At 46.3% G+C, this 18,662-nt stretch carries 9 protein-coding genes; 7 read left to right on the top strand and 2 right to left on the bottom strand.

Annotation, left to right across the window (positions count from 1 at the left end):
* Positions 1 to 3 precede the first annotated feature (3 nt).
* Entirely contained in the window at positions 4 to 1,203 is a 1,200-nt protein-coding gene (locus H6F77_RS07915) for an FAD-dependent monooxygenase (protein ID WP_190487065.1), read from the bottom strand.
* Between the two features lie 306 nt (positions 1,204 to 1,509).
* On the opposite strand from H6F77_RS07915, the gene H6F77_RS07910 reads away from it, so the two are divergent.
* The 6 genes from H6F77_RS07910 to H6F77_RS27825 all read left to right on the top strand — a co-directional run bounded on the left by H6F77_RS07910 (position 1,510) and on the right by H6F77_RS27825 (position 12,599).
* The gene (locus H6F77_RS07910; protein WP_190487063.1) at positions 1,510 to 3,864 is read left to right on the top strand and encodes a response regulator; all 2,355 of its coding nucleotides are present in this window, start codon (positions 1,510 to 1,512) and stop codon (positions 3,862 to 3,864) included.
* A 155-nt stretch (positions 3,865 to 4,019) separates the two neighbouring features.
* Positions 4,020 to 4,916, top strand: coding sequence for an AlbA family DNA-binding domain-containing protein (locus H6F77_RS07905; RefSeq protein WP_190487061.1), 897 nt, complete (start codon positions 4,020 to 4,022; stop codon positions 4,914 to 4,916).
* 132 nt (positions 4,917 to 5,048) lie between these two features.
* Positions 5,049 to 8,420 carry a PAS domain S-box protein gene (locus tag H6F77_RS07900; RefSeq protein ID WP_190487060.1) on the top strand — a complete coding sequence of 1,124 codons (3,372 nt, stop codon included), beginning with the start codon at positions 5,049 to 5,051 and terminating at the stop codon, positions 8,418 to 8,420.
* Entirely contained in the window at positions 8,392 to 8,778 is a 387-nt protein-coding gene (locus H6F77_RS07895) for a response regulator (RefSeq protein WP_190487059.1), read from the top strand. Before H6F77_RS07900 ends, H6F77_RS07895 begins: the two co-directional genes overlap by 29 nt.
* A 134-nt stretch (positions 8,779 to 8,912) precedes the next feature.
* On the top strand, positions 8,913 to 9,320 hold the full coding sequence (locus H6F77_RS07890) for a protein tyrosine phosphatase family protein (RefSeq protein WP_190487057.1): 408 nt from the start codon (positions 8,913 to 8,915) through the stop codon (positions 9,318 to 9,320).
* 375 nt (positions 9,321 to 9,695) lie between these two features.
* The gene (locus H6F77_RS27825; RefSeq protein WP_242021994.1) at positions 9,696 to 12,599 is read left to right on the top strand and encodes a GAF domain-containing protein; all 2,904 of its coding nucleotides are present in this window, start codon (positions 9,696 to 9,698) and stop codon (positions 12,597 to 12,599) included.
* A 475-nt stretch (positions 12,600 to 13,074) separates the two neighbouring features.
* Here H6F77_RS27825 and H6F77_RS07880 read toward each other — a convergent pair whose 3' ends face one another.
* Positions 13,075 to 16,962 (bottom strand): PAS domain S-box protein, encoded by a 3,888-nt coding sequence (locus H6F77_RS07880; RefSeq protein WP_190487055.1) that lies wholly within the window; start codon positions 16,960 to 16,962, stop codon positions 13,075 to 13,077.
* 618 nt (positions 16,963 to 17,580) lie between these two features.
* On the opposite strand from H6F77_RS07880, the gene H6F77_RS07875 reads away from it, so the two are divergent.
* A complete protein-coding gene (locus H6F77_RS07875) occupies positions 17,581 to 18,594 on the top strand; it encodes a BMP family protein (protein WP_190487054.1) in 1,014 nt (337 codons plus the stop codon).
* Positions 18,595 to 18,662: the final 68 nt, after the last annotated feature.

Raw genomic sequence — 18,662 nt, 5'->3', positions numbered from 1 at the left:
AAATTAGACTGTTAACTTAATCGGCGTTACTCCTTGACGCAACTGGCGCTGTCGATGCAACCAAGACTGGCGAATAGGTTGACGAACTAAAGGAGCTAGCTGACTCGCCCCCCATCTGAGTAAAGCACTTTTACCTAATAGTTCCGCCTGAGCCGCTTCTTGACTCTGAAGCTGCTGTACTCGAATAATTTCCGGCGATCGCTCTGCTTGAATCTTTGGCAACACAACGTCTATCGCTGCATCTCCTACCCCCTCTCGCAATAGGGGGACTAAATTATTTGCTGCAACAATGACATCCCGGAACGCCATGTTGATACCTTGAGCGCGAATTGGCGACATCGGATGAGCCGCATCGCCCAAGAGGAGTAAGCCTGATGTCCACCACGAAGGGCATCTACCAACCACAACAGACAACAACACGGGTCGCTCAATCGTGTCTGCATGGGTGCGGATATGTTCGGCCAACCAAGGGGGTGAATTAGACGCCAACATTTCAGGCCAATTGACTTGCTTCCAGTCGCTCGAATCGTCTTCATGCAGCGCCCAACCTATCTGAAGATTTCCCTCGGAACTTTGAAACAGTCCGAAGGCGTGGCGATCTTGAAGAATGGAATAAAAGACATTTTCGGACTCAAACTTGGGACTATCTGCCAATTTGAACCAAAGAATGTCAAAGTTATGGGATTGTTGTTCTAGGGATAAGTTGGCTCGCTGACGAACAGTTGAGTTACGGCCATCTGCTCCAATGACGAGAGTGGCAGCCAGTTCTCGACCATCGCCCAGCTTCACGCCAACAACCCGGCGATCGCTCCACAGCAAATCTTGCACGGTATTACCCTGCACAAATTCAAAATTGGCGTAAACGCTTGCCTCATCGATCAACGCTTGAAGAAGGGCTGGCTGTGAAACAAGAGTACAAGGCTGACCCCCCGATTCGATTGGTTCATCCACTCTAAATAAAAATCGGTTTTCGACCGTAAATTCCCAGGCATCCAAAGCTCGATGGGGTATGCGTTCGAGCAAAGATGATAATCCCATTTGTTTAAGCGCATCCAGTCCGCTTGGCATTAGTCCTTCACCGCGAAATACTCGCCCGAAGGTGCGGGATGCTTCAACCAGTTTGACCGCAATCCCGCGTTGCACGAGAATTAGTGCAAGCGTTGCCCCCGCAGGCCCAGCCCCAACAATTACAACCTGAGTCATTAGTATCGCCAAGTTTGTTTATATTTGGAGTTTATCTCCAAGCTTTGCAACCATTTCAGCCCGCCCAGAAACTGGCAATTTCTAAATTATTTACTTGACTTCCACAGGTTCGCTTTAAAATCCACCACTTCAGCAAGGCAACCTAAGAAAGCCGAGCAATTTCCACAGGCCAGCTTACATAAGCTACCCTATTTCAAAAGGGTGTTCGGGTTAGGGGTTCCGATCGACTTTCCTATTTAGCCTGCTTGTTAGCCCGTCAAATATTTAACACATAAATCCTGATAATCGCTCAATAAGCTATCCACCATGAGGATTCTCATCGTAGAGGATGACGAGTTGGCTGCCAAAGCGCTCGTTACAGTCCTATCCAACCAAAACTATGCTGTTGAAGTCGCAACCGATGGTCAAGCGGGTTGGGCGCTAGTGGAAGCCTTTGCGTATGACTTGGTAATGCTTGATGTTGTATTACCCAAGCTAGATGGTATAAGCCTTTGCCAGCGACTGCGACAATCTGGCTATCAAATGCCGATTCTATTGCTGACTGGCCGAGACAGCAGCCACGATAAAGTTGTTGGGTTAGATGCAGGTGCAGACGATTATGTAGTCAAACCCTTTGAGCCAGAAGAATTGGTGGCTCGCGTTCGGGCATTATTGCGCCGGGGTAGTTCGACTTCGCTACCTGTGCTGGAGTGGGGAGAGTTGCGGCTCGATCCTACTAGCTGTGAAGTCAGTTATGGAACGCGCCCTATACAGGTGACGCCAAAGGAGTATTCTCTCTTGGAACTCCTTCTAAGAAACAATCGCCGCGTGTTTAGCTGCGGGATGATTCTCGAACACCTGTGGTCGTATGAGGAAACTCCTGGAGAGGAAGCGGTTAGAACTCACATTAAGGGTTTGCGGCAGAAGTTGAAAGCAGCGGGCGCTCCGACCGACCTAATTGAGACGGTTTATGGGATTGGTTATCGCTTAAAACCCTTAGAAGTTATTGAATTGCCGCCAACTTCTCCAGAGACAACCGAGAAAACTCGGCAGCAGACGCTCTCGGCGTTAGCTGGGATCTGGGAGCGATTTAAGGGCAAGATTAGCGAGCAAGTATCGGTCATTGAGCAAGCTACTACCGCGCTGTCGAACGAGACACTGGATCGGGAATTACGCGATCGCGCCGAAAGCGAAGCTCATACCTTGGCTGGCGGATTGGGCACTTTTGGTTTTACTAAAGGTTCGCAGTTAGCTCGCAAGATTGAACGCTTATTTCAAAATGAATTTAGCCAAAAAGAGGTCAAACAACTCCGTAAACTGGTGGGAGCGTTGCGCCAAGAAATCGAGCTTCCTCCAGAAAAATATGTTTCCACGACGGAGACGCATAAGGATGAACGACCTTTATTATTGGTGGTCGATGGCGATCGCGCTCTTACCCTCGAATTAGTTAACGCAGCGGATATTCAAGGAATACGCGCAGAAATAGCGACGAATTTATCTGAAGCTAGAAAGGCGATCGCTCAGAAACATCCTAATGTCGTGCTGCTTGACCTCTCGGTTTCCAGAACCACTGAAGATAGCTTGACGCTACTAGCAGAACTAAGCAAGCAGACACCACCCGTACCCGTTTTAGTCTTCACAACCGAAGATAGTTTAACGACTCGGATAGAAGCTGCTCGGTTGGGCGGACGTGCCTTTCTACAGAAAACAGTATCACCCGCTCAAGTGCTAGAGGCAGTTAGTGAGGTGCTGCAACAGGTAAGCTCAACCCAAGCGAGGGTGATGGTTGTGGATGACGATCCGCAGATTCTTGCTACTCTGCGGAGATTACTTGAGCCTTGGGGTATTAAGGTAACGACGCTTGATGACCCACAGCGGTTTTGGGAAACTCTGGAAGCTACTCAGCCAGATCTACTGATTTTGGATATCAAGATGCCCCAAGTAAGCGGCGTAGAACTGTGCCGGGTGGTGCGTAACGATTGCCAGTGGGGGGGATTGCCAATTTTGTTTCTGACCGCTTACACCGATGCCGATACCGTGAATCAGGTGTTTTCTATAGGTGCTGATGACTTTGTGAGCAAGCCGATTGTTGGGCCAGAATTGGTCACGCGGATTATCAACCGCCTGGAGAGAATCAAGCTCCTGCGGAGTCTAGCAGAAACAGACCCGCTTACGCGAGTGTCCAACCGTCGCAAGTCAACCCAAGACTTAGATAAGTTCCTGAGCAAGGCTCAACATCAAGCTCAACCTCTATGCCTCGCTATCCTAGATTTGGATCGTTTTAAGGAAATTAACGAGCGCTACGGTCATGCGACGGGAGATGCGGTGTTACGCCGAGTGGGAGAACTGCTGTTGCGATCTGCGCTTCGCAGCAGCGCTTCGCGATCGCTTCGCGGGGAAGATGTTGTATCGCGTTGGGGTGGAGATGAATTTGTCATTGGTATGTACGGAATGACAAAATTTGATGGGCAACAAAGATTGATGGATGTGCTAGAAACTCTGCACTTAGAGGAATTTACTGCCACCGACCATACCAAGTTTCGGGTAACGTTCAGCGCGGGTGTAGCGCAGTATCCTGAAGATGGTACTGAAGTGCAATCTTTGTATCGATCGGCAGACGCCGCACTTTATCAAGCCAAAACAGTTGGGCGCGATCGCGTGTTAAGGTGCGAATCAATATGAAGTTAGTAGGCAAAGCTTCGAGTTGAAACAAATTTAGAATGTGGGTCTTAGACAAAATCTAAGCAATTATGAACACGCCTGCTGCTTATGGTGCGATCGCTCAGGAAACTCAAGTAGTGAGAACCGTCGTCTAGCTCGTTATTTAAGAGGATGTTGTGGTTAATCTAGAGGATCTACTAAGTCAAGCAGAATCTGAAAGTCTTGACTTCAAGCGTGAGTTCCATGAGAACAAAATTGACCTGCTTCACGACATTATCTGTTTTGCGAATTCGTATGTAGAAGGAGATAGGTATCTAGTTTTTGGTGTTGCAGATGATAAGACTATCGTAGGTGTGCAATCTGATTCTAAGCGCAAGGAGAACGCTGATATTCAAGACTTTCTTAGTCAAAGCAATTTTAATCGCATTCCCACCATCAGCCTTCAAACTATCAAATATCAATCTAGCCTTGAAATTGATATTTTAATCATTAAAAACCGACCAGATAAACCTTTCTTTCTCGTTGAAGATAAAACTTATCAAGGCAAAACAATACGTGCAGGAGTTATTTATACGCGCCTAAGTGATACGAATACTCCGCTTAAAGGGTCAGCATCTGAAGCACAAATTGAATTAATGTGGCGTGAACGCTTTGGATTATTACTGCCGCCTTTAGAGAGAATGAAGCTACTGTTAAATGATTTTAAAGATTGGGGAAGCATTAATGAGGATACCCAACTTTATCATAAGCAGTTTCCAGAGTTTACAGTTCGTCAAGATAAGCAGATTAACGAGCCTTTTGCTCCTGAACCGTGGTCAGCTTGCTTTCCTGATACTAGCGCTCATAGCTTTGAAGTTGAACTTAGATATTTCGAGACAATTATTCATAAAGAAAGGTTTGTAAGCTGTGATGGTGGTCGGTATCTAATTCCTTTGCCTAAAATTGAAAGATCAAATTCAGAAAGGAAGTTTTATATTCAACAAACTTCCTTTGCCTATAAGATAGCTAAAATTTTCTGGCGATACCATCCTATAGACGATGCTCTACAGAAAGCGAGTATAGAGCTACGATAAAAATTGTTCTTACAACCGTGTGAGGTCTAACACGAACGTTAGACTCCACACTTACGCCTATATATTAGGCGCTAACACACTAGCGCAACAATGTACTCAGAGCAGTATTTAGTATAAAAAAAGGTGAGTTTTGTGGTTGATTTTTTTAAGAATCTTTTTGCTTCCGATTTCTTTATCCCTCACGGACATTGCTACCTCTGGAAGCCAGAGTTAGTAGGGCTGCATATCATCTCCGATGCTCTGATCGCGCTTGCATATTACTCAATCCCACTAACCCTACTCTATTTTGTTCGCAAGCGCGTTGATGTGCCCTTCCACTGGATATTTTGGTTGTTTGGCACTTTTATTATTGCCTGCGGTACTACACATTTAATGGAAATTTGGACGCTTTGGCATCCGATTTATTGGTTGTCAGGGTCTATCAAAGCCATAACTGCGATCGCGTCTGTGTATACAGCGATTGAGCTGGTGTCCTTAGTCCCTCAAGCCCTTGCTCTTCCCAGTCCGACGCAGATAGAGGCGACTAACCAAGAACTGCTACATCAGATTGCTGAACGCCAGCGAGCAGAAGATAGCTTGCAAAAGGCTAACGATCAATTAGAAATAAGGGTTAAAGAACGTACTGCTGAACTTACTTTAGCTAACGAGGAATTAATAAATGAAATCATTTCACGCAAGCGTGCAGAACAGGAACTGCAAGAGTCACTTAAAGAATTGGCAGATATCAAGTTTGCCTTAGACGAATCTTCAATAGTAGCGATCGCAGATGGCAATGGAACTATTAACTACGTCAACGATAAGTTTTGCAATATCTCCAAATACTCCAGAGAAGAACTTATAGGACAAAACCACCGCATTATCAATTCCGGTTCCCACCCGCAAGAATTTTTTCAACAAATGTGGGCGACCATTACGAGTAAACGAGTCTGGAAAGGTGAAGTCAAGAACCGCGCTAAAGACGGAACGTTTTACTGGGTGGATACAACCATCGTTCCTGTATTAAATGCTGAAGGAACACCCTATCAGTATGTGGCAATTCGTAACGACATCACTGCTCGTAAGCAGGCGGAAGAGGAGTTGCGTAAAGCTAAAAATGAGCTAGAAATGCGGGTAGCAGAGCGTACAGCCGAGTTAGTGAGCCTCAACGATCGGCTTCGCATTGAACTTGAAGAGCGCAAACACGCAGAAGCAGCACTGCAACAATCCCAAGAGCGCTATCGTGCCATTGTTGAGGATCAGACGGAACTCATTGCTCGGTTTCAGATAGATGGTACGCTTACCTTTATTAATGAAGCATACTGCCGCTATTTTGGGCAGTCGCGCTCAGAACTTATCGGCGATCGCTACAAACATTTCATATTTCCAGAAGATCTGGAAAAAATTAAGCAACTACTCGACTCCTTAAAATTAGAAAATCCCGTAGGGACTCTTGAGCATCGGGTAGTACTTGCTGGAGAAGTTCGCTGGATGCAATGGATTAACCGGGCTATATTTGACGAGCAAGGCAGCTTTGTTGAATTTCAATCCGTAGGGCGGGACATCACAGACCGCAAACAAGCCCAGAAGGCAATGGAACGATTAAGCCGCCAAAATGAGCTGATTTTAAACTCAGTAGGCGAAGGACTGTGCGGATTAGACTTGGCGGGAAACATCACCTTTGTTAATCCAGCAGCAGTAAGATTGCTGGAATACCAAGTCTCAGAACTTATCGGTCAGTCCATCTCCCTCATCTTGCCCCACTCAACAGCTGACGGGGAACAATATCCCTTTGAAGCATCTCCCATCGCTGCATCGCTCCGAGATGGTACTGTTCATCAAGTGGCGGATGAAGCCTTTTGGCGTAAGAATAGTGCGAGTTTCCCAGTCGAGTACGTCAGTACCCCAATTCGAGAACAAGGTGTCATCGTGGGAGCTGTTGTGACGTTTAAGGATATCACTGAGCGTCGGTTGGTAGAGCGGATGAAAGATGAGTTTGTCTCAGTTGTCAGTCACGAACTCCGCACGCCTTTGACTTCGATTCATGGTTCTCTGGTTATGCTCAACAGTGGATTGCTGAGTGTTGAATCGGAACGGGGTAAGCGTCTCTTAGAAATTGCAGTCGATAGCACCGAGCGCTTAATACGCTTAATCAACGACATCCTAGACATTGAGCGCATCGAGTCGGGTAAGGTGACGATGGCGAAACAGGATTGCGATGCAGCAGAGCTAATGACGGAAGCCGCTAATGTTATGCAAGCAATGGCAGAGCGTTGTGGCGTAAATCTTACTGTTGAACCCGTATCCGCACGGCTGTGGGCCGATCCTGACCGCCTTATCCAAACTTTTACTAACCTGCTGAGTAATGCGATTAAATTTTCTCCTGCGGGCGGTGTGGTTTGCTTAAGTGCTGAATTGGGGGATGATATCTCTAGCCAATCCCTACTTCTCAATTCCCAATTCGCAATTCCCTACATAACTTTTCAAGTGAAAGACCAAGGGCGAGGCATTCCCGCCGATAAGCTCGAAACTGTGTTTGAGCGCTTTCAACAGGTTGATGCTTCCGATTCGCGCCACCATGACGGTACTGGTTTGGGTTTGGCAATTTGTCGCAGTATCGTGCAACAGCATGGAGGTCGCATCTGGCTTGAAAGTAGCTTGGGTGAGGGCAGTACTTTCTATTTCACCTTACCTATATTGCTAGAAGAACCAGCTTCAGAGGCGATCGCTTCAAATCAGCCTTTAGTCTTAGTCTGCGATGATGACCCCTCAATATGCACCGTCTTGGAATCCATGCTACAACACCAAAACTACCGCGTGGTTACTGTGGCTTCGGGTCAGGAGGCAGTGGAGCAGGCAGCTATGTTACATCCTGATGTTATTTTGCTCGATCTGCTGATGCCGGGGATGAATGGCTGGGAAGTGATGACGGTTCTTAAGGAACGAGAGGATACTAAGGAGATTCCTATTGTTATCTGTAGTGTCTACTCTCAAACAGAGAGCGATCTTCCTGATGGCAGCTTTGTCAATTGGGTAGATAAGCCTCTGGATGAAGGAGCATTATTTGGCTCCCTCAAGCAAGCGTTAGCGACGCCCTACAAGCCAGCCCGCATACTTATCGTAGAAGACGACACCAACCTTGCCCAAGTAATTATCACCTTGTTGGAGCGTCATGACATTGAAACCTTTTATGCTCAGACTGGACGGGAGGCAATTCGGCTTAGCCAGCAAGTCAAACCCGATTTGCTGATTCTGGACTTGGTATTGCCTGATGGAGATGGGTTTACGGTTGTAGAGTGGCTTTCTAAGCACAACTGCCTGCACAAAGTCCCGGTGGTAATATATTCAGCTCAGGAGTTGGAGGATGCAGATCGAAATCGTCTCAGGCTGGGACAGACGGAGTTCTTGACTAAGAGCCGCGTGACGATGCAAGAATTTGAGCAACGGGTGATGGAAATACTCCAGGGCATGACCCAGAAATGCAGGCAGGATGGCAGCGATGACAACCAAACGAATTTTGGTCATTGATAACGAACAGTATATTCAGGAAGTCGCTCAGATTTGTCTGGAGACGACAGCAGGCTGGGAAGTTCTGACTGCTGGTTCGGGTCGGGAAGGTTTGCTTAAGGCGGAGACTGAGCAACCGGATGCTATTCTTCTCGATGTGATGATGCCGGATATGGATGGGCTGACTACTTTTGAGAAGTTACAGGCTAACCCGGCTACCCAGCATATTCCTGTGATTTTGCTGACTGCTAAGGTACAGGCTTCTGACCGCCGCCGCTATGCTCAGTTGGGGATGAAGGCTGCGATCGCCAAACCTTTCAATCCTCTAGAACTAGCTAATCAAATAGCACAAGCCTTGGGCTGGATCTTGGAAAAGTAGAACAAAACCCATATCCTCACAACTTCCTCAAATTGTTGCCCTACAACTAGAACTGTAGGACGAAGGTTGCATTCCAGCTTCCTTAGCCTCTGCAAATAGAGTTGGTTGTTTAAACGACCGTTAAAGGCACACTTATGAAGACAATCAGGAAGATTAACGATGATTTGGCGATCGCCGGACAGCTTACATCAGATCAGTTGCCACAGATTACTCAGCAAGGCTTCAAGTCGGTAGTGAACTTGCGATCGCCTGATGAGGAAGGTTTTCTAAGTAACGAACAGCAAGAAATTGAAGCTTTAGGACTGTACTACATCAATGTCCCTATTAAGGTTGAGGGAATAAACGATGAAGTAGCAGCTCAAGTTCTCCAGAAAATTGATGAATTATCAAAACCAGCTTTAGTGCATTGCAACAATTCTATGCGTTCTGCTGCGATCGCGCTTATGCATATTGCTACGCACCAAGGCGTGAGTTTGGGTCAGGCATTCACTCAAGCTGAACAACTTGGCTTGTTTGGAACCAATACCCCTAAAAAGCTTTAAAGCGGTGGAAGAGCTTTCCTTTCATTCAAGCACCTTGTTGGAACACTGTTTAATTACTAATTGGAGTTCCTAAAAGCTATGAATAGTTGCCCTTGCTGCTCCAATCAACTGCTACGCCATATTCGCCATCACCAAATTTATTGGTTCTGTACTAACTGCTGGCAAGAAATGCCAAATTTAGATTTGTTTATAGAAAAACGTAAATCTTTACGTCACTCTCACCAGCCATATAATAATCAATTTTTATCTTTGGCAGCATCTAAACCCTAAGCTGCTTTATCTTCAACCTTAAAACAGGCTAGCCTAATTTAAATTGATTATTTGATTCTTGAATTATTACCATAAATTTTGAAGCTGGTTAATCCAGTAATTATTATGATTACACCTTGTCCCAAACCTGAGTTGACGCTGAATGCTACTGACTGCCACCTGGATGGAAAGAAAATGCACGAAGCATTTAATGAAGAAATCGAGCCTAGCTCTGCTATGACTATAGGGCGAAACAGCGAACAAATTAGGGCAGAAATTGAGGCCAAATTTGGTTTTATTCCCCCGTTTTTCGAGCCAGCAGCACAAACTCCACAGGTATTGGAAAATTTATGGCAGCAAACACTTTCTGCGTATGTGAATAATCCGCTACCAGCCCTATTCAAGGAAAAACTTTCTGCATACCTATCGCGCTTTTGTGCAGTAGCTTATTGTATGGTCTGCCATAGTTGTACCTTGCGCCCCTTGGGGCTAAATGCAAAAGAGGTTTTGCAGTTGCTTGAAGCACCTCTCCCAATCGAAATGGATGTTGATGAACACCTAAGAAGGTTGGCAGAGCAACCCGAACTTCTGGTATTGTGGCCAGAGCCAAACTCAATACTTGAAGAAAGCCTACTCTACTGTTCAATATTCATTGCTATGCAACGAGACGGCTCTGAATATTGTCGCTCTGAACTACGCCGTCTGCTGGGGGTTGTGAACTACGAGAATCTAGTCACGTTTATCGCTTACGTCAAAACGTGCCATGTGTGGATGGAAGCCCACCCCGAAGTTGCATATGAAGCAGATAAGCGAGTGCAAGATAATCTCAGTGCTTTACTAGCTGAGGAGCCTGAATTGGCTAACTTTTTCCGCAACTACCGTGAGAAAGTTAGGTTTGAATGCCAGAGCCGTACTCAACAGTTGGCTGAACTTGCCGATCGCCGCCGCCAAGAGGAGGTATTGCGGCAGCAAGTTGAGCGAGAGCGACTGATGACGGAAATTTCCCAACGTATCCGCCGTTCGTTGAACGTAGAGGAAATTCTTAGCACTACAGTGTCGGAAGTACGGCATTTTCTTCAGACCGATCGCGTGTTTATTTACCGCTTCGAGCCAGATTGGAGCGGCATAGTTGCAGTAGAATCTGTAGCGTCTACCTGGTCGGCTATACAGGGAACAATAGTTAAAGATTCCTTTTTTGTAGAAGCTAGTTGCCGCGAACGTTACACGCAGGGTCGTATCCAAGCTACTGAGGATATTTACACCGCAGGTTTATCCAAGTGCCACCTCGATCTACTGGCTAGATTTCAGATTAGGGCTAACTTGGTGGTACCAATTGTGCAAGGGGAAAATTTATGGGGATTGTTAGTAGCTAACCATTGTTCGGAACCACGACAGTGGCAGGCATTGGAACTTAACTTGCTCCAGCACTTAGCAACACAGTTGGCGATCGCTATTCAGCAATCTACACTCTTCGAGCAGGTTCAAACCGAACTCGGCGAACGTAAACGCTCAGAGGAGAAAATTCGCGAACAAGCAGCTCTGCTCGACATTACTACCGATGCAATTTTTGTTCAGGCTCTCGATAACCAAATCTTATTTTGGAATAAAGGTGCAGAGCGGTTGTACGGCTGGCAGGCAGCCGAAGCCCTTACTATGAGTGTCAATGAGCTTTTAGACCAGGACGCTTCACCTCAACTAGATGATATAGAAAAAACTGTTACTGAGACAGGTAAGTGGCAGGGTGAGCTAAATCAAGTTACTAAGGATGGCAAAGAAATTATTGTTGAAAGCCGCTGCACGCTCATGCGCGATGAACAAGGGCAACCAAAATCTATCCTTGTTGTTAATACTGATATTACGCAAAAGAAACAACTAGAACGGCAATTTCTCCACGTTCAGCGGCTGGAGAGTCTTGGTACGCTAGCTAGCGGCATTGCCCATGATTTGAACAATATGCTAACGCCAATTCTGGCGGTCTCCCAACTGCTACAGCTAAAGCTCCCCAATGCCGACGAGGCAACTCAACGGCTGCTTAAAATGCAGGAAACTACTGCTAAACGAGGAGCTGCATTGGTCAAGCAAATGCTCTCGTTTGCACGCAGAACCGAAGGTAAGCAAACGAAGCTTCAAGTTAGACACCTGCTGTTGGAAATCAGGCAAATTGCTTACCAGACCTTTCCTAAATCTATCGATGTTTGTATGAACATCGAATCCGATCTTTGGTCTGTGTGTGCGGATGCTACCCAACTGCATCAGGTATTAATGAATCTTGCTGTCAATGCTCGCGATGCAATGGTAAATGGGGGTACCCTTAGTATTGCTGCCGAAAATCTTGTGATTGATGAAAATTATACCCAGATGAATCTTGATGCCCAAGTTGGCCCTTATGTTGTAATTACTATTTCTGATACGGGAACTGGTATTCCGCGTCAACTATTGGATAGAATTTTCGAGCCATTTTTTACAACTAAAGAATTAGGAAAAGGGACGGGGCTTGGTCTTTCAACGGTGCATGGCATCATCAAAAAGCACGGTGGTTTCATCAATGTGTGCAGCGAGGTCGGACAAGGAACCCAATTTAAAGTGTATTTACCAGCGGTGCAAGAAACTGAAACGCGGCAAGCAGAAGAGGTTGAACTACCTCCAGGGCGTGGAGAACTAATTCTGGTTGTGGATGATGAAGTGGCAATTCGTGACGTTACTAAAGCTGCCCTAGAAACATATGGGTATAAGGTTTTAGTTGCGAATGACGGGATTGAGGCGATCGCACAGTATGTACAGCATAAAAAAGAGATTAGTGTAGTCTTGATGGATATGATGATGCCATCTATGGATGGTTTAAAAACTATCCCGATATTGAAAAAACTTAACCCCCTTGTCAATATTATTGCTGTCAGCGGATTGGCTTCAAACGAACGAGTTGGTGTAGCTATGGATGCAGGTGTTAAAGCTTTTGTTTCTAAGCCTTACACAGCACAAGAATTGCTGAGAACTCTACACTCAGTACTTAGGACAAAATCGGACAACTAGAGACAAAACACAGCTTTTTATTTTTACTTATTATTAAAATTTTAAGTAAAAAATTCCGTAAGGATTCAGCAAGGTTAATTGACAGAGATGGGATTGGTATGAGAGGAGATTGCATGAGTGCATATCTCATGGGTAGTCTTCATGCTCAAGTTTTGAATCATACTCAGGGTAAATACATCAACTAACCAATAGATCCAGTTGTTGCTAAATTTCACGATCATAATTGGTGGAACGAGGATCGGGGATGGCCAAATCTACTCAATAATTTACGCCTAGTCATCCAAACTTACCAATTTTTTAATTTACTGAAACCTTGGCTTAAGATTTTTCCCATTTCACATTTATCTATTAGCTTTTCCACATTAATTGCCCTGATGAATCGAATGCGAGGTGCGATTCTGGACACCGTATATTCTCAGGATTTCTTATTTTCTTCTGCCCTTAGTGATGGAAGAGCGCTATGGGACAGGGTTTGTTAGATCCTTCCAGCAAGACTTGCAACTACAGTAGCTAGTTCAGCTGGCTCAACGGGCTTAGGCAAATGTATCTGGAAACCTGCTTGTAGCGATCGCGTCCGGTCTTCGGGTCTGGCGTATGCAGTCAGCGCCGCCGCCGGAATTCGCCCCCCTTGCTCTGGTGGAAGCGATCGCACCTTGCGAATCAATGAGTAACCGTCCTCATTTGGCATCCCAATATCGCTCACCAAAACATCTGGTTTCAACTCTTGCACCGCTTCGAGTGCCTCGCTTGCAGATGATACCGCCGTCACAGTCGCCCCGCACTGTTCCAGAACCGTGCTGAGAAAGAATCGCGCATCAGTTTCATCGTCTGCGACAACCACCCGCAAACCTTCTAGTGACGGGAGATTGTCTAAGGCTGCTGCCTTACCAGCCGTAGGATGCATCGGTTCTTCCTGAGTTGTCTCCAATCGCGCAACCAGAAGCGGCAGCTTTACGGTAAAAGTTGCCCCAAGTCCTTCCCCCGGACTTTCTGCTCTCACAGTCCCGCCATGCAGTTCCACAATATGTCGCACAAGCGCTAACCCAAGCCCCAGTCCCCCATAAGATCTAGTAATCGAGCTATCCGCTTGGCGAAAGCGCTCGAACACATAAGGCAGAAAATCAGCACTAATACCCTGGCCAGTATCGCTTACGGCAATTTCAAGGTGCAATTTACCAGGGTTGAGGCGAACTATAACCCCGCCTCCGCGGGGCGTAAACTTGATCGCATTTGTGAGCAAATTCCAAACTACCTGTTGCAAGCGGTCTGAATCGCCCGAAATCAGCCCCGCCGAAGGGTTAACAATGGTCTGGAGTTGAATGGCTTTAGCATCAGCGGCTGGGCGCACGGTATCGACGGCTGCCTCAATGACTGAAACAAGTTCGACGGGACGCACGGTAAGGCGGAGTTTGCCTGTAATAATCCGCGAGACATCTAGCAAATCTTCAATAAGCTGCGTTTGTGCCCTGGCATTGCGCTCTATTGTCTCCAATGCCTTTGCCGTACTAGCTTCGTTAAACTTACGAGAGCGGAGTAGCTGAGTCCATCCCAAGATAGCGTTGAGGGGCGATCGCAGTTCGTGGGAAAGTGTGGCTAGAAATTCGTCTTTCATGCGATTCGCTTGTGCTAACTCTTCAGCCTGTTGCCTCAGCGCTTCTTCCGCGTTCTTGAGTTCCTTAATATCTTGGAATATCAATGCACAAGTAGCTTCATGACCGTGCATCCCCGGAAGAGTATCGGCAAATACGATCAGCGGGCGTATGCCTTCAGGCGTGTGCCAGTTCATCTCAAACCCGTGCAAGCGTTCGCCACGAGCCACCCGCACCCCAGGCATCTGCGAATCGGGGATGCGATCGCCTTTAGCATCAGTGCAGTAATAAATAGTGTGGTACTCTTCCCCCGGTTTATCCCGGGGAAATGTGCCCCCAGCCAGCTCGTCAGCGGCTCTATTGGCGAAAGTCACCCGCGCCGTTCCAGGCTCAATCAGCAGTATCGGTGAAGGCAGAAGGTTCATCACATCTTCAAGCCATGCTTGCTGATTCTGTAGTTCTGTCGCCCACTGGCGCAAAGCATCTTCAGCGGCTTTGCGACTGGTGATGTCCTGCAAGTAAGTTGATAGACCATCCGACGATGGAAAAAAGCGGACTGCAAACCACTTGCCAAATTCGGGGTAAAACTCTTCACACTCTAGAGTCACCTGTTCTGCTAAAGCTTTGTGCGCTAGGGCATAAGCTTGTGAATCGGTTAATGCGGGAAAAACTTCCCAGATATTACAACCATTAAGCTCGTGGCGCGTTTTGGCTAAAAGCTTCTCTGCTTGGGGGTTCGCATAAGTGAATCGCCAATCGATATCGGAGCTAACAAAAGCATCGGTAATGCTTTCGAGGATATTTGTAATTTGCTTGTTTGCATTTTGTGCTTCTTCCTCAGCCGCTTTGCGATCGCTGATGTCTATACACGAGCCGATATAACCCACAAAGCTACCATCTGGATTAAACCGGGGAACGCCCTTATCCCAAATCCAGCGATACTCGCCATCAAACCGTTTCATTCTGTATTCCATGTGGAACTCTTGGCGGACATCAAACGCATTCACGTATGTGTCTAAACAACGCTGAAAATCTTCAGGATGGACGTTTTCCGCCCAGCCGTTGCCCATCTCTTGTTCCAAAGTCCTTCCCGTAAAGTCCAGCCAGACTTTATTGAAGTAATAACAGAGCTTATCTAGGCCAGACATCCATAGCAGTATGGGGGCTGTATCTGCCATGAGACGAAATCTTTGTTCGCTTTCTTGTAGAGATGCGATTAATCGCGCTTCTACTTCCTCTGCTTGCTTGCGCTCGGTGATATCCTCGTGAGTTAGTACCACTTCGCGGATGTTTCCAGCGTCATCTTTAACGGGGTAGATGAAAGCCTGCACCCAGCGAGAGCGGTGTTTGCGAGTAGTTGGCGTGGGTTCGTACTCGTTCGCAGGAATAGCCGATGCTTCCCCAGCAAAGGCTTTCTTGATATAGGGCATTATTCCCTTAACTACCAACTGCTCATCCTGCAATATGTTGTAGTTGGGGATTTCTTCAAGAGTCAGATCCCAAAGTTCTTGCCAAGCTTGGTTGACTTGTAGCGTCCGTCCATCTGGTGAAAGAATCTGGATGCTTAAGGGGGACTGCTCGAACAGCTTGCGGAAACGGGTTTCTTGAACTTGGATAGCCTGTTCGCTTTGTTTGCGATCGCTTATGTCCATACACACACCAATCATGCGAATTGCACGACCTGTTTCGTCGTAAAAAAATTGCCCTTGCGCTGCAATCCAGTGGATGCTTCCGTCAGGCCAAACTACGCGAAATTCATCTTTGTAGTCTGTTTTTTCCTCCAAGGCGCGTGTCAGTGATTGGTTCCAAAGCTCCCGATTTTCAGGATGAATGCACTCGATTACTGCTTGGAAGGTTCCGTCGAATGTACCTGGAGTAAGGCCAAATAGCATTTCTTGCTTCTTAGACCACGCAACGCTGTTGGTAGTCATATTCCAGTCCCAAGTTCCCATACTCGCCGCTTCTAGGGCTAATTTCAGCCGCTCTTCGCTTTCCTCTAGTGCCGCTTTCACCTGCTTGCGTTCGGTAATGTCCACCATCAGACCGCTAATTTGTTGCAAGCAACCAGAGGAATCCTGCACTACATTCATTCTGTCGCGCAGCCAGACTACTCCATTGTCAGCAGCGATGAAGCGGAACTCAATGTCACTTCGCCCTCTGTTTAATATTGCTTGCTGATACAGGGCGGTGGCGCGATCGCGATCTTCTGGATGGATGTGGTTCTGCCAAAAATTCGGTTCTTCTAGCCACTGTTTTATGGGATAACCAAGTATTTCAACCGCTCGCTGGCTGACAAAGGTAAATTCGCTGGTGGCTGGGTTTCTTTCCCAAACTATGGCGTCAAGTCCCTGAATAAATTCACGGAGTTTATGTTCGCTGGCGATCGCCTCATTCCGCGCTACCTGTTCGCGGAGTTCGTTACGGCGTTTTAAAATCCCCACCATCAAGGCGATCGCTGGTGTTGTCACCAGCAGTACTATTAACCGCTGAAGGCTGTCAGGGGTATATTGAAACAGGGTGCCGGGAGTAGATAAGAAATAGACTGCATAAACCAGCGTAATGGCAGCGCTAATCAGCCCCGATCGCAAACCACCGCTAAAGGCACAATAAACAACCGCCGTGATGTAAATAGGGCCGGGGTTGGGAATGGGGAATACTGTTCTAGATACCAGTTCAATTCCCAGCAGCGTTAGTACAGTAATCAGCGGGCTTCTAAGAAGCTGCCAAATGCTGGCTCTAGATGAACTTGCTGTGACGTTGTTAGAACTACGCATGGGCGATTGAGGCAGTATTCTCAACTAGAAACTACAGAGCCTTGAGCAAACGAAGCCGCGAGCGCCAATCGGGAGCGGGGTTTTTCTCAATCTTTTTGCCGCAGCCTCCGGGGTAATTTTCCTGTATTACTTGCAGCATATAAGCCGCTCAAAGCCCCTCGCCTCTGCAATTTGCCTTTGGTGCCCAGGTAGCATTTTTATAATTGTTTTTTATCTGCGTTTAGAGATAAATTATAAATCAAATAAGGGTTGATAGTATCTATCTACCGATGTATCTGATAATTCAAAGCCCCGCACGCGCTTTTCTTAGGTGCGCTCGCGATCGCACCCACCAATTACTAAGCTTGAAATTTTATTAAAAAATGTAAAAATAGAAAATAGAAATTTAATAAAAAGGAACTTGACATGAAAGACAAAGACTATTCTTGGAAGGGCAGCCCAAACGCGGGGTTCGTGCTGTCAATGGTAGCATTAGCGGGAGCGCTCGCCGTATTTCTGGTGGGCTTTAGCGGCTAGCCACGAAGCACACAACATTAGAAACCCTTTTTGTTAGAGAAAGGGGGTTTTTAACTTAATTAGCCCGCCACATATGGCGGGTTATTTTAACTAAATAAAATTATGTATTTGCGTTTTCTCAAGAAACTAATTGTAATAATTTTAACCTTAATATTAATAGGTTGCAATATAGTACGCGAGAGTACATCACCCACATCTAAACCTGAAAGTGCAGGTGCTTTTAAAGTAGCCATACTTTTCCCTGGATCAATAAACGATAGAGGCTGGAATCAATCCGGCTACGAAGGTATGAAGTTAATTAAAAGACAACTTGGAGCAGAGGTGGCTTACAGTGCTGACGTAGCCGTTGCCGATGCTTCTAGGCTTTTCCGGCAGTATGCAAATAAAAATTTTGATTTTATCATCAGTCATGGAAATAATTTTTTAGATGCAGCCCTAGAAGTAACCAAAGATTTTCCTCGCATTAAATTTGCCATAGTAAGCGGCTATGCAGGTGACAATAGAAACGTAGGAGCTTTGGCATTCCGCAGCGGCGAAGTAGGTTATCTAGCTGGCGTCGTTGCAGCACTCAAAACAAAAACTAATAAAGTTACTTATATTGGAGGTCAACCATATCCAATTTTGCAAGAAGAGGCTAACTTATTTAAACGGGGAGTCCAGGAAACTAAACCGGGGAGCCAAGTTTCGATCGAGTGGCTTAACAGTTGGTCAGACGAAGACAAAGCAATACAGATTGCCAGCAAGAAAGTTAGTGCTGGTGCTGATGTTTTAATGGTAGATGCCGATAGAGGTAATGCAGGTGTTGTTAAAGTAGCTGCCCAAAACAAGGAAGTTTATGTAATTCGCTGTCTGCACGCTATAGAGGGTTTGGATAAGGAAAAACCGACTTCAAATAGTATCCTCACAAGCGTTGTGCAGCAAGTGCCAATGTTATTGTTGGAGGGAGCGACTTTGGTACAGCAAGGAAGATGGGAGGGCAAGCAGTACAAGTTTGGTCTGCTAGAGGGAGTGCAAGACTTCGCTCCTTTTTATGGGTCGCTAACACCAGAAGAAGAAAAATTAGTTAACTCCATTAAAGAAGATATAATGACTGGCAAAATAGATGTTTCGCCTTAAGAAAAATTATACATAACGAAGTTCTCTCGCAAAGTATAGCTTGGAAACGAGAATAAAGAACTTTCTGG

This window comes from Microcoleus sp. FACHB-831 (genome assembly GCF_014695585.1).
Taxonomy (GTDB): Bacteria; Cyanobacteriota; Cyanobacteriia; order Cyanobacteriales; family FACHB-T130; genus FACHB-831.
This window is presented reverse-complemented; position numbering and strand designations above follow the sequence as displayed.

What these genes read in the sequence shown, in the direction of transcription:
- H6F77_RS07915 (WP_190487065.1), bottom strand. Translation starts at nt 1,203, where the DNA reads ATGACTCAGGTTGTAATTGTTGGGGCTGGGCCTGCGGGGGCAACGCTT.
- H6F77_RS07910 (WP_190487063.1), top strand. Translation starts at nt 1,510, where the DNA reads ATGAGGATTCTCATCGTAGAGGATGACGAGTTGGCTGCCAAAGCGCTC.
- H6F77_RS07895 (WP_190487059.1), top strand. Translation starts at nt 8,392, where the DNA reads ATGACAACCAAACGAATTTTGGTCATTGATAACGAACAGTATATTCAG.
- H6F77_RS07890 (WP_190487057.1), top strand. Translation starts at nt 8,913, where the DNA reads ATGAAGACAATCAGGAAGATTAACGATGATTTGGCGATCGCCGGACAG.
- H6F77_RS27825 (WP_242021994.1), top strand. Translation starts at nt 9,696, where the DNA reads ATGATTACACCTTGTCCCAAACCTGAGTTGACGCTGAATGCTACTGAC.
- H6F77_RS07880 (WP_190487055.1), bottom strand. Translation starts at nt 16,962, where the DNA reads ATGCGTAGTTCTAACAACGTCACAGCAAGTTCATCTAGAGCCAGCATT.
- H6F77_RS07875 (WP_190487054.1), top strand. Translation starts at nt 17,581, where the DNA reads ATGTATTTGCGTTTTCTCAAGAAACTAATTGTAATAATTTTAACCTTA.